We start from the raw sequence: 17,057 nt of genomic DNA on the forward strand, positions 1-17,057 counted from the left end.
CTCCTTGATTTGGCAATTTGCTCATTTATTATCGGCATTTTGCCAAAACAAAACAAGGGCGCGGCTTGGCCGGCTTCCCTCTTCTGACTCTAAGAGCCGCTAACAAAACCTCGCAGAGAACCTGAGCCAAGGCGCGCCGACGCAGGCAGTACAAGTAGTATGACAAGGAGGCGCAACGCAGGATCAGGGGTTTTGTTAGCGGGTCTAAACGCAACAGAAGCTGCACGCCGGACGCTTAGATTAGGCCGCCCCAATCTTGACGTTTGAAAGCGGCAATGCGGGTTTTATGTCTTTTACATTGCACAGGACATGAAAAAACCTCATATCGGCCCCATGCCCGGCCTTGGCACCCCGCCTTGCCCCGCTTGCCCGGACATACACCCTATGTTCCCGCTTTGCGATGCAAAAATAACCATTAGGACTATCGGCGCGGCGTGAATTATGATTGCGCCTATTCAATGAACGTCGCACCGCTTCCGCCTCCGCACGAGGAGGGGCGCTGGCATTGAAACACTCCGTCATTCCGGCCTGTGGGCCCGTTCCCGATGTTCCAGAGTCCCGGCCCAAGCTGGAGTCCGTGCCGGCACGAAGCGCTGCGTCTTCACACATTGATGCAATCGCCAATTCATAGGCGTTTGCTATGAAAAAAGATGAATATCAGCGCCTATGGGGGGCATTATGTTAAGTCAATTCACGATCGGGCAGCGCATCGCCGCGCTGGCGGGCAGCCTGCTGTTTGCAGTGGCTCTGGTGGGCGGTTCCGGCTGGTGGTCGCTGAACCAGATGGATGGCGAGCTGACCTCGCTGTTTGACCAGAAAATCGCGTTCCGCTACCAGATGAACGCCATGCAAAGCAATATGCTGCACATCCGCCAGGATGAGAAGAACATCTTCATCAGCATCGGCAATCCGGACAACTCGGATCAGAGCATCCAGACCAATAAGCAGTTGCTGGACAAGCACATCGCCGAATTCAAGAGCCAGGCGGCCACCGCCAAGTCCATGGCCATGGCTGCGGATCACCAGAAAACCTTCGACAGCATGCTGACCGGCATCTCCGGCTACGAGCAGGGCATGAACGGGCTGTATCAGAAGATCGCCAGCGGCGAGATCAGCCGGGCCAATGTCGGCGACGCCGGCATCACCCCGTTCAAGCCCAAGCTGTACGAGGCGCGCGACGCGCTCAACAGCCTGAGCAAGCTGGCGGACGAGTCCGCGCAGTCCGCGGAGGACGCGCTGGCGGTCAGCATGAAGAACACCCGCAATATGATGCTGACCATTCTGGGCCTGGCCCTGGTGGTGGGCGTCGCGCTGGCCTTCGCCATCGTCCGTTCCATCACCCGTCCCTTGCAGGCCATGCAACAGACCATGCGCCACGCGGCGGAGAAGAACGACCTGACGGTGACGGTGGATCAAACCGGCCGCGACGAGGTCAGCGAAACCGGCCGCGCGCTGGCGCAACTGCTGGGCAATCTGCGCGCCTTCCTGCAGCAGACCCGCGAGGACGCCAAGCAGGTGAACGACACCGCCCACGCGCTGTCCGGCGTGTCCAAGCGCATTGCCGAGGCGTCCCAGGTACAGACCGACGCCTCCTCGTCCACCGCCGCCGCGGTGGAAGAGATGACGGTCAGCATCAATCTGGTGGCCGAGCACGCGGTGGAAATGGCCGGCGAGGCCAAGAGCAGCATGAACGAGGCGGTGAGCGGCAGCGAGGTGGCCGGCCAGGCCGCGCAGCAGATGTCCGAGATCGCCAGCGTAATCAGCCGCTCCGAGACCATCATCATCGGCCTGAACCAGCGTTCCGATGAGATCGGCAACATCGTGGACGTGATCCACGACATCGCCGAGCAGACCAATCTGTTGGCCTTGAACGCGGCCATCGAGGCGGCGCGCGCCGGCGAAACCGGCCGCGGCTTCGCCGTGGTGGCGGACGAGGTGCGCAAGCTGGCTGAACGCACCGCGCAGGCCACCGGCGAAATCTCCGAAAAAATCAAGGCGGTGCAAGGCGACACCACCACGGCGGTGGCCAGCATGCGCGAGGCCACCGAACGAGTGGAAACCGGCGTGGCGCTGAGCGGCACGCTGTCCGAGCGCCTGGCCCAGATCCGCGTGCTGTCCACCCGTCTGCTGGAGAAAACCAGCGAGATCGCCGAGGCGATGCGCGAGCAGAGCACGGCCAGCAACGACGCCGCCAAGAACGTGGAGCGCATCGCCAATATGGGCACGGAAAACGGCTTGTCGGTGGAGGAATCCTCCGCCATGGCGCAGCAGTTGTCCGGCCTGGCGCATGGACTGGATGCGGCGATTAACCGCTTCCGCGCGGATTAAATTCAGAACCTGTTTACGATCTGCTGCGCGTCGTGAAACGTGACACGGTGAGTACCGCTTCGAAATGCTCATGTACCACGAGTACATTCCGCTTTCTCAGCCGGTTTCGCCTTGTCTCGCTCTAGCTCGCAAGATCGTGAATGGTTCTAAAGCTTCAGCCCTTGAACGCCTTCTAAACACCCAGCCTCTCAAGCATGAGGGCGCGTCCGGCTTGGTCCGGCCGCGCCCTCATGCCACAATCCGGGTTTTCGCCCGCCCCCTTCTCCCATGTCCGTCCTCGAGCCGCTGTACGCGCCGTTCGCCCCCTCTCCCGCCGTGCTGCTGTGGCCAGCGCTGTTCCTGTTGCTCAGCCGTCAGTTGCGCCGCCGCGCCTGGTTCTGGCCCTATGTGGCGCTGTCGCTGCCGGGCACGGTGCTGCACGAGCTCTGCCACTTCCTAGTGGGCTGGCTGCTGCGGGCGCGGCCCAGCCGCTTCAGCGTGTGGCCGCGCCGCAACGGCCGGCAGCTGACGCTGGGTCAGGTGGGCTTCAACCGGCTGACGTGGTGGAACGCGCTGCCCATCGGCATTGCGCCCTTGCTGTTGCTGCCGCTGGGTTGGGGCCTGCTGGCGCTGGCGGCGCGCTGGCCGTGGCTGAGTCCGGCCGCGGCCGGACTGGGCTTTCTGGCGGCGCAGTGCTGGGACGGCTGCCTGCCCAGCAGCACGGACTTGAGCCACGCCGGCCGCTCCGCGCTGGCTTACGGCGCGCTGGCCTGTATCCTGTTTGGCGCTTACGCGCTGCTGCATTACGGTTTCCGCGCGCTGGCCGGACAATAAAAAAACCGCCGGGAAACCGGCGGTTCTTAGTTGAGGCAAACGTGGACTTAGGCCGGCGCCATGCCCACCCAGCCTTGCGGAATGGACTCCAACAGCTTGCGGGTATAGCTCTGCCGCGGCTCGCGGTAGATCTGGTCCGCGTCCGCCTGCTCCACCACCTCGCCCTTGTTCATCACCATCACCTGGTCGGAGATATGCTTCACCACCGCCAGATCGTGCGAGATGAACAGATAGGACAGGCCGTATTCGTCCTGCAGGTCTTGCAGCAGGTTCAGCACTTGCGCCTGCACCGACACGTCCAGCGCCGACACCGATTCGTCGCAGATCAGCACTTCCGGCTTCAAGGTCAGGCAGCGCGCGATCGCGATGCGCTGACGCTGGCCGCCGGAGAATTCATGCGGGTATTTCTGCAGCGCCCCGGCCGGCATCCCCACTTTGTCCAGCAGCTCCTGCGCCAGCTTGCGCCGCTCGCCACCGTCGCGGCCGATGCCGTGCAGCTGCATCGGTTCGCTCAGGATCTGCTCCACGGTGAAGCGCGGGTTCAGCGAGGCGTAGGGGTTCTGGAAGATGATCTGGATGCGCCGCTTGTAAGCGTGGAAGGCCTTGGCGTCCATGCCCAGCAGGTCCTGGCCGTGGAACAGCGCCTGGCCGCCGCTGGCCTGGTGCAGCCGCACCAGGGTCAGACCCACCGTGGTCTTGCCGGAGCCGGATTCGCCGACGATGCCCAGGGTTTTGCCCTTGGCCAGCTTGAAGGACACGTCCTTGACCGCGTGGAACTGGCGTTTGCCGAACAAGCCTTCGCGCACGTCGAAGGATTTGCTCAGCCCGCGCACGTCCAGGATGATTTCGTCGTCGTCCCGGTAGCCGCGCTCGCGTTGCGGCGGCTCCACATAGCCGCCCGGCTGCAGGAAGTCGTCGATCACCGCCAGCCGTTGCGGCCGCCGGTCCAGGTGCGGGCGGCAGGCCAGCAGCGCCTTGGTGTAGGCGTCCTGCGGCGCGTCGAAGATTTGCTGCACGCTGCCCTGTTCGCGGATTTCGCCGTGACGCATGACGATGACTTCGTCGGCGAACTCGCCCACCACGCCCAGGTCGTGGGTGATGAACAGCACCGCCATATCGTGTTTCTTCTGCAGGTCCGCGATCAGTTGCAGGATCTGCTTCTGGATGGTCACGTCCAGCGCGGTGGTGGGTTCGTCGGCAATCAGCAGCTTGGGTTCGCAGGCGATGGCCATCGCGATCATCACCCGCTGCTGCTGGCCGCCGGACAGCTGGTGCGGGTAGCTGTCCACCTTGCTTTCCGGTTCCGGCAGGCCCACTTCGCGCAAGAGTTCGATCGCGCGCCGGCGCGCGGCGCGGCGGCCCAGCTTGGCGTGCAGCATCAAGGCTTCCATGATCTGCTCGCCCACGCTGAACACTGGGTTCAGCGAGCTCATCGGCTCCTGGAAGATCATCGCGATGTCTTTGCCGCGCAGCGCCCGCATCTCGGCGCCGCCGGCCTTGAGCAGATCCCGCCCTTGCAACAGGATCTGGCTGTCCGGGTGGATGCTGGCGTGCTGCGGCGACAGCAGGCGCATGATGGCCATGGAGGTCACCGATTTGCCGGAGCCGGATTCGCCCACCAAGGCGACGGTGCGCTTGGCCGGGATGTCGAAGCTGACGCCCTTGAGCGCCTGGAAATCGCCGCCGTTCTCCTGACGGAACGCCACTTTGAGATTGCGCACCGACAGCAGGGTCTGGTTCTGAGTCATAGTCTGTTCTCCCCGCTCACTTCGCCGCCGCGCGCGGGTCCAGCGCGTCGCGCAGCGCATCGGTCAACATGCTGAAGGCGGTCACCAGAGTGGACATGAACACCACCACCATGGCCAGTTGCCACCAATAGCCCTGCAACAGCTCTTCCGGCACTTCCGCCAGCATGGAGCCCCAGCTGACCTGGCGCACGTCCACGCCGAAGCCGAGGAAGGACAGGATCACTTCGTACTTGATCAGGCCCACCATCAAGAGGGAGAACTGCACCAGCAGCAGGTGGGAGACATTGGGCAGGATGTGGATGAACATGCGGCGGCTGTGGCTGGCGCCGATGGCGTCGGCGGCCTGCACGTACTCGCGCGAGCGGTTCTTGATGAACTCGGCCCGCACCAGGCGGAAGGTGCCGGTCCAGCTGGTCAGCGACAGCACCAGAATGACGGTGGCGATGCCGCGCCCGGCCACAGCGGCGAAGGCGAGCAGCAGCAGCATGTCCGGCACCGAGGTGAACACGCTGTAGAACCACATCAGGAAGTCGTCCACCTTGCGGCCGAAATAGCCGGCCATCGCGCCCAGCGAGGTGCCGATCAGGATGGACAGCAGCGCGCCGAAGAAGCCCACCAGCAGCGAAGTGGCGGTGCCCTTGATCACCTTGTCCAGGATGTCGCGGCCGCGCTGATCCGCGCCGAAGGTCAGCGACGCCACTTTCTTCACTTCCGGCACCGCGTACTGGGCGGCGTGCGGGCGCGCGGCTTCCAGCCAGTCGTGGATGGGATCTTCCGACGGTTTCAAGCGTTCGGTGGGCACGATGGCGGTGGACTGGCCGCCGGCCGCGGCCGGCGTTTCCTGCTGGCGGTATTTCTCCAGCAATAAAGTGGGCGGCGCGTAGGAGGCGGCGATTTCGTCGTTCCAGCCGCGGCCGGCCAGATTGAGCCAGCCGGCGGCGGCCAGCAGCATGAAGGCGGCCACCACCCACAGGGAGACGAAGCCGATGCGGTCGCGCTTCAAGCGTTGCCAGCCCAGCGCCCACAGGCTGCGCGAGGGGGCGGCCGGCGGCGCGCCGGCAGTGTTTTGCAATGTTGTCATGTCTTGTGCTCCGCGCTCACTTGAGTTGCACGCGTGGATCGATCCACTTGTAGATGATGTCGGCCAGCAGGTTGAACACCATGGCGGCGGCGGCGATGGTCACGGTAATGGCCTTGATCACCGGGAAATCGCTCTTGTCCACCGCCATCAGCAGTTCATTGCCCATGCCGGGAATGCCGAAAAAGCGCTCCAGCAGCATCGAGCCCAGCACCAGGAAGGGCAAGGACATCATCACCGCGGTGACCACCGGGATCAGCGCGTTGCGCAGCACATGCTTGAACAGCACGGTTTTTTCCGACAAACCCTTGGCGCGCGCGGTGCGCACGTAGTCGTGGCCCAGTTCTTCCACCACGAAGCTGCGGTAGAAGCGCACATTGGGCGCCAGCGACACCAGCATGCCCAGGATCAGCGGCAGCGGCACATAGATCAGCAAGCTGCGCAGCAGGCTGTCGTCGTCCCAGCCCATCACCGGGAACCAGTCCAGTTTGAAGGCCAGCAGGTATTGGCCGACGATGATGTAGGCCAGCGAGCTGACGGACATGGCCACGGTGCAGATCAGCGTCACCATGCGGTCGGTCAGCGTGCCGCGGTAGTAAGCCACGACGATGGCGATGGGCAGCGCGGTCAGCAGTTCGAACACCAGCAAGGTGCCGGTCAGCGTCAGCGAGGGGCCGATGCGCGAAGCCAGCGTGGCGGTGACGGACTGCTGGGTGGACCAGGAGGTGCCGAAGTCGAAGGTGGCCACTTGCTTGACGAAGAGCCAGAACTGCTGCGGCAGGCTCAGGTCCAGGCCCAGCTGGGCGCGGATATTGGCCATGATTTCCGGCGTCAGGCGTTTGCCGGCCAGGATGTAGGTGGGGTCTCCGCCCACCCAGTTGAACAGCACGAACACCAGCAGCATGACGCCGAACATCGTCGGCACCATCTGCCAGATTCGGCGGATGATGAAATTGAACATCTGCTTCTCCAGAATATAGCGGCGCGGCTGCGCCCCGGATCAAGGCGCTTAGCGGCGCTTGCTCAGGTCGATGTCGACATAACGCCAGGACACCCCAATCGTGGCCAGCGGATGCGGCTTGTAACCCTTGAGATAGTCGTGGCTGACGACGTTTTCGAAGCGGGTCACGCCCAACACATAGGGCTGGTAAGCGGCCACCACCCGGTTCATGCGGTCGAACAGCGCGTCGCGCTCCGGCCCGTTGGGCAGCACTTGCGACGCCTCATAAGCCTTGTCGAACTCCGGCCGGCTGAAGAAGGGCAGGTTGCCGATGCCGATCTGCTTGGTCCACAGGCCGGTGACGAAGTCGTCGCCGTCCGGAATGGCGGCGGAACCGCCCAAGGACCACATCTGCACCTTGCCGGCGTAGGCGGCCTTGAGGTTTTCATTCCATTTGGCCACTTTGAAGGTGACGCGCAGCTTGATGCTGTCAAAGGCCTTCTGCCAGATCTGGTTGAACTGCTTGTCGAAAGCGCTGCCCTGGGTGGCCTGGGTGATCAGCAGCGGCTGGCCGTTGGGCTGGCGGCGGTAGCCGTCCGGACCGATCTTGTAGCCGGCCTGGTCCAGCAGCGCGTTGGCCAGCGCCGGATCGAAGTCCGCCGCGCCGTGAAAACGCGGATCGTTGCCCACCATGTTCAAGGGCACCAGGTTTTGCAGCTGGATGGCCTGGCCGCTGTACAAGAGCTTGATCACTTCCTTGCTGGGGTAGGCCATGGCGATGGCGCGGCGCAAGGCGATCTTTTGCTTGCTGTAGCCGCCCACCACCGGGTCACGCATATTGAAGAAGGCGTAAGTCAGGTCCATGCCCAGATTGTGGTGCAGGCGGATGCCGCGCTGCGCCAGCGTCGGGTTGAGGCTGGCCTGGAAGGGGTTGGCCTCGCTGCTGTGCACGGTGGACGGGATGGCGGACTTGGGCACGCCGATGTAGTCGATCTGCTTGTTGAGGAAGGACAGCCAGCGCGGCTGTTCTTCTTCTATCACCTTGATGTCCACGCGGCCGATGACAGGCAGGGTCTTGCCGCGCAGTTGCTCGGCGATTTCGCGGTCCTGCGGCGGCGCGTCGGCGGCCGGTTCGTCGGCGAACACTTCCTTGCGGTAGCCGGGATTGGCTTCCAGGATGATGCGGTTGCCCGGCTTCCATTCCTTCAGCACAAACGGCCCGGTGCCCACAGGGTGGGCGTTGGTGTTGCTGTCGTAGGTTTCAATCACCTCGCGCGCCACCGCGCCGCTGAATTTGGCGGCCACGGTGTAGAGGAAGTTGTAATTGGGCTTTTTCAGCGTCAGCTGCAGGGTGTAGCGGTCCAGCGCCTTGATGCCTTCGATAGGCTTGTCGTAGTCGAAGCGCCCTTTCTTGCTGGCGGCGCTGCCCGCCTCCGCCAATCCCAGCACGTAGTCGGTATAGGAAGTGGCGTTGGGCGAGCTGACCTTGGGGTCGGCGAAGCGCTTGATGCTGTAGGCGTAGTCCGCCGCGGTCAGCTCGCGCTTCTTGCCCTTGAAGGCCGGGTCGTCGGCAAAATAAATGCCGGGCCGGACCTTGAAGGTGAACACCTGGCCGTCCGCCGATATCTCCGGCAGGGCCACGGCGGTGCCCGGCTTGAGCTTGAGCGGCCGCGCCAGGTAGTCGTACCTGAGCAGGTTGTCGAAAATGTTCTCGATCACGCCCAGCGAATAAATATCGCTCATCTTGGCCGGGTCGAATCCGGTCTCGGGCGCCAGGAAGGACACCTTTAGCGTCTTGCTCATATCGGCCGCTTGCGCGGACGCGAGCAGGCCCGCCCCCGCCAGCAGCAGGGGCAGCCATTTCCAGCGATTCATCTCGCTTACTCCTTTGTGTCACGGAGCCGGGAAACCCGGCGTCTCTATTGTTATGCCTGCTCCGGCATGAGGAAATGCCATGAGCAAGTGCCGTGACTGTAAAGCGAATCCGCGGGCTAGATCAACAAGAAACTATCAAAATGGCATCAAAGAAAATACATGTCTATGCATAGAAAAACTCATGCTAAGCCAAGGACTTGGCGCCGTCTCAGGTGGCCGCGCGCAATGCCCAGTCAAAACAACGGGTTGGCAGCAGGCGACGCAGCCACCAATACAATTTGGTGGGGAAAGTCACCCGGTAGCGCGCCGCCGGCTTGGCCGCGGTGATGGCGCGGTGCACCGCCTCCGCCACCGCGCTGGCCGGCAGGGTGAACGGCGCGGCGTGGCCCTCTTTCTTCAGCCGCGCCAGCTGCTGCTGATAGGCCTCGCGGTGAAAACTGGCGTCGATGTCCACGTTCTTCAGGAAACGCGCCAGCGCATTGGGGCGGAAACGGCTTTCTATCGGCCCCGGCTCCACCAGGGACACATGGATGTCGGTGCCGTGCAGCTCGTGGCGCAGGGTGTCGCACAGGCCTTCCATCGCGAACTTGCTGGCGTTGTAAGCGCCGCGCCAGCGCATGGCGGCGAAACCCAGAATGGAGCTGTTGAACACGATGCGGCCATGGCCCTGGGCGCGCATCACTTTGAGCGCGGCGTTGCTCAGCTCCCAGGGGCCGAACAGATTGGTTTCGAACTGCTCGCGCATCGCCGCGCGGCTGATGTCCTCCACCGCGCCCGGCTGGCCGAAGCCCGCGTTGTTGAACAAGGCGTCCAGGCGGCCGCCGGCCAGCTCCACCGCCTGGGCCAGGCCGTCGCGGATGGAATCGGCGTCGTCCACGTCCAGCCGGATGCAAGTCATGCCCTCGCTGCGCAGGCGCTCCACGTCGGCGGCGGCGCGGCAGCTGGCGATCACGCGCCAGCCGCGCTGGGCCAGGATGACGGCGGTGTGGTAGCCGATGCCGCTGGAGCAGCCGGTGATCAGAATGGATGGTTGCGAATGCATGCTGGCCCCTGTCGTTTTCAATTGGCGACACCCTACCGCAAATGCGGGCGGCGGGGAATTGTCCGCTAGGCGCGTTCACTTTCCGCGCCGCCGGCATCTCCACGGCATTCGCGCTTGCCAAAAGCGCTCAATCGCCTCTGTCGCCGCACCGGGAAATTGGACTAGAATGACGGCCTTAAAGAGCCGCCCGCGCCCTCGCGACACCGATAGAACACGCACGGCCCGGCCACCACAAAGCACAATAAGGAAAACGCCATGGCTAAAGCCAGCAAAGCGCCGGCCAGTTTCGAAACCGCACTGGCCCAACTGGAAGACATCATCCAGGCGATGGAAAGCGGCGACATGCCGCTGGAAACGGCGCTCGGCTCCTACAAGCAGGGCATAGAATTGATCAAGTTCTGCCAGACCAAACTGGCCGACGCGGAACAGCAGCTGAAAATCCTGGAAAACAACGAACTCAAACCGCTGGAATTGTCCAATGGACAATAAACCGTTCATGGCCTGGATGACCGAGATCCAGCAGCAAGTGGAAGGCGCGCTGGAGCGCCTGCTGCCCTCCCCCCAGCACACGCCGCAAAAATTGCACGAAGCGATGCGCTACGTCTGCCTGGGCGGCGGCAAGCGGGTGCGCCCGCTGCTGGTGTTCGCCGCCGGCGAACTGGTGGGCGCCTCGGCCGACAATCTGGCCCGCATCGGCTCCGCGCTGGAGATGGTCCACGTCTATTCCCTGGTGCACGACGACATGCCCTGTATGGACGACGACGTGCTGCGCCGCGGCAAGCCCACTTGCCACGTGGCTTACGACGAGGCCACCGCGCTCCTGGTGGGCGACGCGCTGCAAACCCTGGCTTTCGACGTGCTCTCCGCACCCATGGCCGGCGTGGAGGCCTCGGCCCAGCTGGCGATGACGCATACGCTGGCGCGCGCCGCCGGCCACGCCGGCATGGCCGGCGGCCAGGCCATCGATCTGGCCAGCGTGGGCAAGGCGCTGAATCAGCCTGAGCTGGAGTATATGCATTTGCTGAAAACCGGCGCGCTGATCCGCGCGTCGGTGCTGCTAGGCGCCATGGCCGGCCGGCCGCTGAGCGAAGACGAGACCGCCCGCCTGGACGTGTTCGCCAAGCGCATGGGCCTGGCCTTCCAGGTGGTGGACGACGTGCTGGACTGCGAAGCGGACACCGCCACCCTGGGCAAGACCGCCGGCAAGGACGCCGCCCACGACAAGCCCACCTACGTCAGCCTGATGGGGCTGTCCGAAGCCAAGCAGTTTGCCCGCGACTTGCGCGACGAGGCGTTTGCCGCGCTGGAAGGATTTGGCGATTCCGCCCAACGATTGAAGGAACTGGCCGACTACATCGTCGCGCGCTCGTTCTGAGAAGCAGAAAACTATGTATCCCTTGCTCGAGACCATTCAAAGCCCCACCGACCTGCGCAAGCTGTCGCGCCAGCAGCTTGCGCCGCTGGCCACGGAACTGCGCGACTTCCTGGTGGAAAGCGTCAGCAAGACCGGCGGCCACTTCGCCTCCAACCTGGGCAGCATCGAGCTGACCATCGCCCTGCACTATGTGTTCAACACCCCGGACGACCGCCTGGTGTGGGACGTGGGCCATCAAACCTACCCGCACAAGATTCTGACCGGCCGCCGCGAGCGCATGGGCAGCATGCGCCAGAAAGGCGGCCTGGCCGGCTTTCCCAAGCGCGACGAATCGCCGTACGACACCTTCGGCGTCGGCCATTCCTCCACCTCCATCGGCGCGGCGCTGGGCATGGCGGTGGCCGCCAAGACCCAGGGCATTGAGCGCAAGTGCGTGGCCATCATCGGCGACGGCTCCATGACCGCCGGCCAGGCCTTCGAGGCCCTCAACAACGCCGGCGCGATGGACACCGATCTGCTGGTGGTGCTCAACGACAACGAGATGTCGATCTCACCCAATGTCGGCGCGCTGAACAACTACCTGGCCAAGCTGATGTCCGGCCGCTTCTACGCGGCGATGCGCGAAGGCTCCAGCAAGGTGCTGGGCATCGCCCCGCCGCTGAAGGAGATCGCCAGCAAGGTGGAGGAGCACGTCAAGGGCTTCTTCACCCCCGGCACCCTGTTCGAGGAGTTCGGCTTCAACTACATCGGCCCGATCGACGGTCACGACGTGGACGTGCTGGTGGACACCCTGAGCAATATCCGCAGCCTCAAAGGCCCGCAGTTCCTGCACATCGTCACCAAGAAGGGCCACGGCTACAAGCTGGCGGAGAGCGACCCGGTCAAATACCACGGCGTCACCAAGTTCGACCCCAGCAACGGCCTGGCCAGCGGCAAGGGCGGCGGCAAGCCGCAATACACCCAGGTGTTCGGCGACTGGATCTGCGACATGGCCAAGCGCGACCCGCGCCTGGTGGGCATCACCCCGGCGATGCGCGAGGGCTCCGGCCTGGTGCGCTTCGAGCAGGAGCACGCGGACCGCTATTACGACGTGGCCATCGCCGAACAGCACGCGGTCACCTTCGCCGCCGGCCTGGCCTGCGACGGCGTCAAGCCGGTGGTGGCGATCTACTCCACCTTCCTGCAACGCGCTTACGACCAGCTGATCCACGACGTGGCGCTGCAGAATCTGCCGGTGCTGTTCGCCATCGACCGCGCCGGCCTGGTGGGCGCGGACGGCCCCACCCACGCGGGCGCCTTCGATCTGTCCTTCCTGCGCTGCATTCCCAATCTGACGGTGATGGCGCCCTCGGACGAAAACGAATGCCGGCAGATGCTGTACACCGGCTTCCAGATGAATAGCCCGGCCGCGGTGCGCTATCCGCGCGGCACCGGCCCCGGCGCCGAGATCCAGGCCGAGATGACGGCGCTGCCGCTGGGCAAGGGCCTGTTGCGCCGCCAGGGCGAAAAAGTGGCCTTCCTCGCCTTCGGCAGCATGGTGACGCCGGCCCTGGCCGCCGCCGAGGCGCTGAACGCCACCGTGGCCGATATGCGCTTCGTCAAGCCGCTGGACGCGGAACTGGTATGCCGGCTGGCGGAGAGCCACGATCTGATCATCACCGTGGAGGAAAACGTGGTGATGGGCGGCGCCGGCTCGGCCTGTTTGGAGGCGATGCAGGCGATGGGCATCCTCAAACCGGTATTGCAACTGGGCCTGCCGGATGATTACGTGGAGCACGGCGACCCGGCCGGCATGCTGGCCGATTGCGGCCTGGACGCCGCCGGCATCGAGCGCAGCGTGCGCCAGCGGCTGGCGATGCTGTAAGTAAAACTTGTCGTCCAACTTCAACGCCCGGCTCCGCCGGGCGTTTTGCTTTGCCCCCTGAGAACCCACGCCAAGCGCCCATGTCGTCCGCCGTCGCTGAAGCGGCGTTCAGCTTTTGTCAGCCGCGCGCATTTGCCACCGACATACAATCCATTCAGAGCGCGACGCCGCCGCGCCATTCAACCGCAATGGAGTCATTCAATGTCGAACTATTGGGATTATATTGCCGAGTTTAAGAATGATATTGATGAGCTGCTGGAGAAGATCAGGCAGCGCACCGATGAACTGTCGCGGGCCAATCATCACATTATCGCCGCCGTGGCCGACGAGAAAGAAAATCCGGCCAAGGGCGTGGTGTTTTATGCGCCGGCCAACCAGGGCAATATCCAGAAGAACAATGCCGGCTGGCAGAAACTCTATATCGAGGCCAAGCCCAAAGGCGACGATCAGGCCGCCTACAATACAGAATTATTCGACAAGATTCGCAACAAACTGAACAGCTTGTCGCCAGCCGAGGCTTTCGGCGCCAAGCTCTTGCTGTCGGACAGCAAGGGCGGCAAGGCCACCATCACCCTGTTCTATCCCACCACCCACATCAAACTGCCCGTCATCAAGCCGCCCATCCCGCTGCCTGCCTGGCTATACACCTGCTACTTCGAGCCCTATATCGAAAACGTGGCCGACAAGCTGAATTCCGCCCTGAATTTCAGCGGCCCTAGCTTCTCCCTGCTCGCTTACTCCGACGAGGACGGCTCGGACGCCAAAGGCGTCATTTATAACAAACTGGGACTGAGCAACCCCGAGCTGGCCCATGTCGGCCATGCTTGGGCGCTGAAAACCTATTCCAGCAAAGCCGGTGGCCGCGACCAAGCCACCTACAAGGCCGAGCTGTTCGACAAGATCAAGACCGACCTGAACTCCCTGCCGGAACAGCATCTGTTGTTGGCCCAGCTGTTCTTGACCGATCGCTCCGAAGGCAGAGCCCATATCGCCCTGCTCTACCCGCAAGAGATCCGCCCCATCTAGCCCGCCTGGAAGCGGCGGCGCTTCGCCGCTCAAACGCAAGCCGCAGTCAAAACGGAAGCCCCCGGGCTTCCGTTTTTTGCGCCGCCGAATCCCCGCTCAGGCCTCCAGCAGATCCAGGATGCGCCGCGCCGTTTCCACCGGCCGTTCCAGCGGAAACAGATGGCTGCCCTGCTGCATCTGCACCTGGATATTGAAGTGCTTGCGCATGAAGCGCAGGTCCGCCGGTTTCAACACATCGGAGCCGACGCCGGCGATAAAAGCCGCCGGCACTTTCAATTGGCCGCGATAACGCGGAAAATCATGCGGCAGCGAACAATAGATGTCATGTTCGATCCGCGGACGGAATTTAAGCTTGCGTCCGCCCTGGCCGTCGTCCACCGTGCCGTGCTCGGCGTAGTCGGCCAGGCAGTCCGGATCGAAGCGGGCGAACATGGACTTGCGGGCGAAGTAGTCGTGAACCATGGCCACCGACGCCCAGTTGTCGCGCCGCTTCAGGGTGTTGCCGCCCGGGGTGATGCGATCGATGAAGCCCAGCTTCTTGGCCAGCCAGATGCCGCGCGAGCGGAACGGCCCCATCAGCGGCGAATCCAGGATCACGATGCGCTTGAACAGCTCCGGCCGGCGCAAGGCGGCGTAGAACATCAGGAAGCCGCCCAGAGAATGGCCGACGCCGACGATAGGGCCCTGATAGTGGCTTTCGATGTGGGCGATGGTTTCCTCCACCAGATGCGGCCAGCAGTCGGTGACCGGATAGGCCGGATCGTGGCCGATGGCGTCGAGGAAGCCCACCTGGCAGCGCTCGCCCAGCGCGTCCAGGAATTTGCGGTAAACCGAGGCCGGGAAACTGTTGGCATGAGCAAAGTGAATCGTTTCTCGCATGATGTCTGGTGTTGCGCCCTAGTTTTTATATAAATATTCTATCTTACCGTTTGCCCGTTATTTGAATTTAATGCATATTGTTTTCGCATAGCAAGACGCGGCCGCGACCAAGTCCGCCGCCTTCCGCACCCCGCCCGGCCGCCATGGAACCAAGCCTTCGCGCGCCGGTCATTCAAACGCTAACGACCATAAACCATAGAGTCATCCCGTGCCAATCAACTTATCGCTACTCTCATCCCGGATCGTGGGCTTGCTCGCGGTCACGCTGGCCTGCCTGGGCTTGAGCCTGCCCGCGCACGCCGTCAACCAGGACGACTTGCTGCCGGCCGAACAAGCCTTCGCCGCCAAGGTTGAGCGCGCCGGCGACCAGCTTCAGCTGACGCTGGACGTGGCCCCCGGCTACTACCTGTACCGCGACCGCACCCAGATCAGCAGCCAGCCGGCCAATCTGGTGGGCGCGCCGCAATTCCCCGCCGGCAAGGAAAAGAACGACCAGTACTTCGGCAAGCAGACCGTGTTCATCGGCAAGAACGTGGTGACCGTGCCCCTGCAGCCCAATGCGCCGGCCGAATTCGAACTGCAGGTCAAACTGCAAGGCTGCGCCGACGCCGGCGTGTGCTACCCGCCCTACACCCACAAGCTCAAGGTGGGCGGCACGCCGGCCGCCGGCGGCAAGCTGGGCGAATGGCTGTCGGAGGCCTCCCCGCAGGGAAAGTCCTCGGCCGGCAACAATGAGCTGGCAGCCCAGGGTTGGCTGACCACATTGGGCACCTTTCTGCTGGCGGGCATAGGCATGGCCTTCACCGCCTGCATGTATCCGCTGCTGCCCATCGTTTCCTCATTGATTGCCGGCCAGGGCGCAACGCTGACCCGCCGCCGCGGTTTCCTGTTGTCCTTCACCTATGTGCAAGGCCTGGCGCTGACCTATACCCTGGTCGGCGTGGTCGCCGGCCTCACCGGCGCGCTGCTGACCGTGTGGCTGCAACAGCCGGCGGTGGTGCTGAGCGCCAGCGCGCTGATGGTGGTGTTCGCGCTGTCCATGTTCGATCTGTTCACCATCCAGCTGCCGTCGGCGCTGCAGTCGCGGCTGGCCGACACCTCCAACCGGATGTCCGGCGGCAAGTTCGCCACCGTGTTCATCATGGGCGCGCTGTCCGCGCTGATCATCGGCCCCTGCGTCGCGCCGCCGCTGGCGCTGGCGCTGGGCTATATCGGCAGCACCGGCGACGCCGCGCTGGGCGGGGCCGCGCTGTACGCGATGGCGCTGGGCCTGGGCCTGCCGCTGATCCTGATCGGCACCTTCGGCGGCCAGGTGCTGCCGCGCGCCGGCGGCTGGATGAAAACCGTCAAGGCCTGCTTCGGCGTGGTGATGCTGGGCCTGGCCATCTGGCTGGCCACGCCCTTCCTGCCGGGCGCGCTGGTGATGCTGCTGTGGGCCTTGCTGCTGATAGGCAGCGCGGTGTCCCTGGGCGCGCTGGAAGCGCTGCCCGGCAACGCCGGCGCGCCGCGGCGGCTGGGCAAGGCCGCCGGCGTGGCGCTGCTGCTGATAGGCGCGGCCCAATTGGCCGGCCTGCTGGCCGGCGCCGACAACCCGCGCTACCCCTTGCGCTGGCTGGGCCAGGGCCAGGCGGAAGCCAAGGCCGCCGCCGTGTTCCAGCCGGTGGCGAACAGCGCTCAGCTGGACGCGCTGCTGGCCAGGGCCAAGACGGAAGGCAAGCCGCTGCTGCTGGACTTCTACGCCGACTGGTGCGTGTCCTGCAAGGAGATGGAGGCGGAAACCTTCCCGGACGCCGCGGTCAGCCGCCAGATGCAGGGCTATGTGCTGGCCAAGGCCGACGTGACCGCCAACAACGCCGAGCACCAGGCGCTGCTCAAGCGCTTCGGCCTGTTCGGCCCGCCGGGCATCATCCTGTTCGACAAGCTGGGCCAGGAGGCGGACCGCGTGATCGGCTTCACCCCGGCGGAAGCCTTCGCCAAGACCTTGGCGGCTGCGAATCCGCAATAGCCGCAAGCGCCAATTGCATTCACGCCCATTGCATTGCAGAATCAGCGGGCCGATCTTCCGATCGGCCCGTTTTCATTTTCCGAG

General features: G+C 64.0%; 13 protein-coding genes. 7 read left to right on the forward strand and 6 right to left on the reverse strand.

What is annotated here, in order from left to right:
- Positions 1-678: 678 nt before the first annotated feature.
- A complete protein-coding gene (locus tag ACODSD_RS15395) occupies positions 679-2,328 on the forward strand; it encodes a methyl-accepting chemotaxis protein (RefSeq protein WP_488877729.1) in 1,650 nt (549 codons plus the stop codon).
- A gap of 267 nt (positions 2,329-2,595) precedes the next feature.
- Positions 2,596-3,141 (forward strand): hypothetical protein, encoded by a 546-nt coding sequence (locus ACODSD_RS15400; protein WP_107799536.1) that lies wholly within the window; start codon positions 2,596-2,598, stop codon positions 3,139-3,141.
- A gap of 47 nt (positions 3,142-3,188) precedes the next feature.
- On the opposite strand, the gene ACODSD_RS15405 is transcribed toward ACODSD_RS15400, so the two are convergent.
- The 5 genes from ACODSD_RS15405 to ACODSD_RS15425 form a co-directional block, all read right to left on the reverse strand.
- Entirely contained in the window at positions 3,189-4,889 is a 1,701-nt protein-coding gene (locus ACODSD_RS15405; protein ID WP_227107757.1) for an ABC transporter ATP-binding protein, read from the reverse strand.
- Positions 4,890-4,905: 16 nt separating this feature from the next.
- Positions 4,906-5,970 (reverse strand): ABC transporter permease, encoded by a 1,065-nt coding sequence (locus tag ACODSD_RS15410; protein ID WP_253315383.1) that lies wholly within the window; start codon positions 5,968-5,970, stop codon positions 4,906-4,908.
- A gap of 16 nt (positions 5,971-5,986) precedes the next feature.
- On the reverse strand, positions 5,987-6,928 hold the full coding sequence (locus ACODSD_RS15415; protein ID WP_107799093.1) for an ABC transporter permease: 942 nt from the start codon (positions 6,926-6,928) through the stop codon (positions 5,987-5,989).
- Positions 6,929-6,976: 48 nt separating this feature from the next.
- The gene (locus tag ACODSD_RS15420; protein ID WP_107799094.1) at positions 6,977-8,782 is read right to left on the reverse strand and encodes an ABC transporter substrate-binding protein; all 1,806 of its coding nucleotides are present in this window, start codon (positions 8,780-8,782) and stop codon (positions 6,977-6,979) included.
- A gap of 208 nt (positions 8,783-8,990) precedes the next feature.
- A complete protein-coding gene (locus ACODSD_RS15425; RefSeq protein WP_107799095.1) occupies positions 8,991-9,824 on the reverse strand; it encodes an SDR family NAD(P)-dependent oxidoreductase in 834 nt (277 codons plus the stop codon).
- A gap of 255 nt (positions 9,825-10,079) precedes the next feature.
- Between ACODSD_RS15425 and ACODSD_RS15430 the strand changes: the two genes are divergently transcribed.
- The 4 genes from ACODSD_RS15430 to ACODSD_RS15445 all read left to right on the forward strand — a co-directional run bounded on the left by ACODSD_RS15430 (position 10,080) and on the right by ACODSD_RS15445 (position 14,089).
- On the forward strand, positions 10,080-10,313 hold the full coding sequence (locus ACODSD_RS15430; protein ID WP_048412271.1) for an exodeoxyribonuclease VII small subunit: 234 nt from the start codon (positions 10,080-10,082) through the stop codon (positions 10,311-10,313).
- Positions 10,303-11,199: a polyprenyl synthetase family protein gene (locus tag ACODSD_RS15435; protein WP_107799096.1), complete on the forward strand. Its 897-nt coding sequence runs from the start codon at positions 10,303-10,305 to the stop codon at positions 11,197-11,199. Before ACODSD_RS15430 ends, ACODSD_RS15435 begins: the two co-directional genes overlap by 11 nt.
- Positions 11,200-11,212: 13 nt before the next feature.
- Positions 11,213-13,063, forward strand: a complete 1,851-nt coding sequence (gene dxs / locus ACODSD_RS15440; RefSeq protein WP_488877730.1) for a 1-deoxy-D-xylulose-5-phosphate synthase — start codon at positions 11,213-11,215, stop codon at positions 13,061-13,063.
- 201 nt (positions 13,064-13,264) lie between these two features.
- On the forward strand, positions 13,265-14,089 hold the full coding sequence (locus tag ACODSD_RS15445) for a hypothetical protein (RefSeq protein ID WP_488877731.1): 825 nt from the start codon (positions 13,265-13,267) through the stop codon (positions 14,087-14,089).
- A gap of 96 nt (positions 14,090-14,185) precedes the next feature.
- Here the strand turns inward: ACODSD_RS15445 and ACODSD_RS15450 are convergent, their stop codons facing one another.
- Positions 14,186-14,968 carry an alpha/beta fold hydrolase gene (locus ACODSD_RS15450; protein ID WP_107799099.1) on the reverse strand — a complete coding sequence of 261 codons (783 nt, stop codon included), beginning with the start codon at positions 14,966-14,968 and terminating at the stop codon, positions 14,186-14,188.
- A gap of 250 nt (positions 14,969-15,218) precedes the next feature.
- On the opposite strand from ACODSD_RS15450, the gene dsbD reads away from it, so the two are divergent.
- On the forward strand, positions 15,219-16,973 hold the full coding sequence (gene dsbD, locus ACODSD_RS15455; RefSeq protein WP_256477518.1) for a protein-disulfide reductase DsbD: 1,755 nt from the start codon (positions 15,219-15,221) through the stop codon (positions 16,971-16,973).
- Positions 16,974-17,057 lie beyond the last annotated feature (84 nt).

Source organism: Chromobacterium sp. FG22, from assembly GCF_057809415.1.

Bases quoted from the DNA above. Each gene is read 5' to 3' on its own strand.
- ACODSD_RS15395 (WP_488877729.1), top strand. From the start codon at position 679: ATGTTAAGTCAATTCACGATCGGGCAGCGCATCGCCGCGCTGGCGGGC.
- ACODSD_RS15400 (WP_107799536.1), top strand. From the start codon at position 2,596: ATGTCCGTCCTCGAGCCGCTGTACGCGCCGTTCGCCCCCTCTCCCGCC.
- ACODSD_RS15405 (WP_227107757.1), bottom strand. From the start codon at position 4,889: ATGACTCAGAACCAGACCCTGCTGTCGGTGCGCAATCTCAAAGTGGCG.
- ACODSD_RS15410 (WP_253315383.1), bottom strand. From the start codon at position 5,970: ATGACAACATTGCAAAACACTGCCGGCGCGCCGCCGGCCGCCCCCTCG.
- ACODSD_RS15415 (WP_107799093.1), bottom strand. From the start codon at position 6,928: ATGTTCAATTTCATCATCCGCCGAATCTGGCAGATGGTGCCGACGATG.
- ACODSD_RS15420 (WP_107799094.1), bottom strand. From the start codon at position 8,782: ATGAATCGCTGGAAATGGCTGCCCCTGCTGCTGGCGGGGGCGGGCCTG.
- ACODSD_RS15425 (WP_107799095.1), bottom strand. From the start codon at position 9,824: ATGCATTCGCAACCATCCATTCTGATCACCGGCTGCTCCAGCGGCATC.
- ACODSD_RS15430 (WP_048412271.1), top strand. From the start codon at position 10,080: ATGGCTAAAGCCAGCAAAGCGCCGGCCAGTTTCGAAACCGCACTGGCC.
- ACODSD_RS15435 (WP_107799096.1), top strand. From the start codon at position 10,303: ATGGACAATAAACCGTTCATGGCCTGGATGACCGAGATCCAGCAGCAA.
- dxs (WP_488877730.1), top strand. From the start codon at position 11,213: ATGTATCCCTTGCTCGAGACCATTCAAAGCCCCACCGACCTGCGCAAG.
- ACODSD_RS15445 (WP_488877731.1), top strand. From the start codon at position 13,265: ATGTCGAACTATTGGGATTATATTGCCGAGTTTAAGAATGATATTGAT.
- ACODSD_RS15450 (WP_107799099.1), bottom strand. From the start codon at position 14,968: ATGCGAGAAACGATTCACTTTGCTCATGCCAACAGTTTCCCGGCCTCG.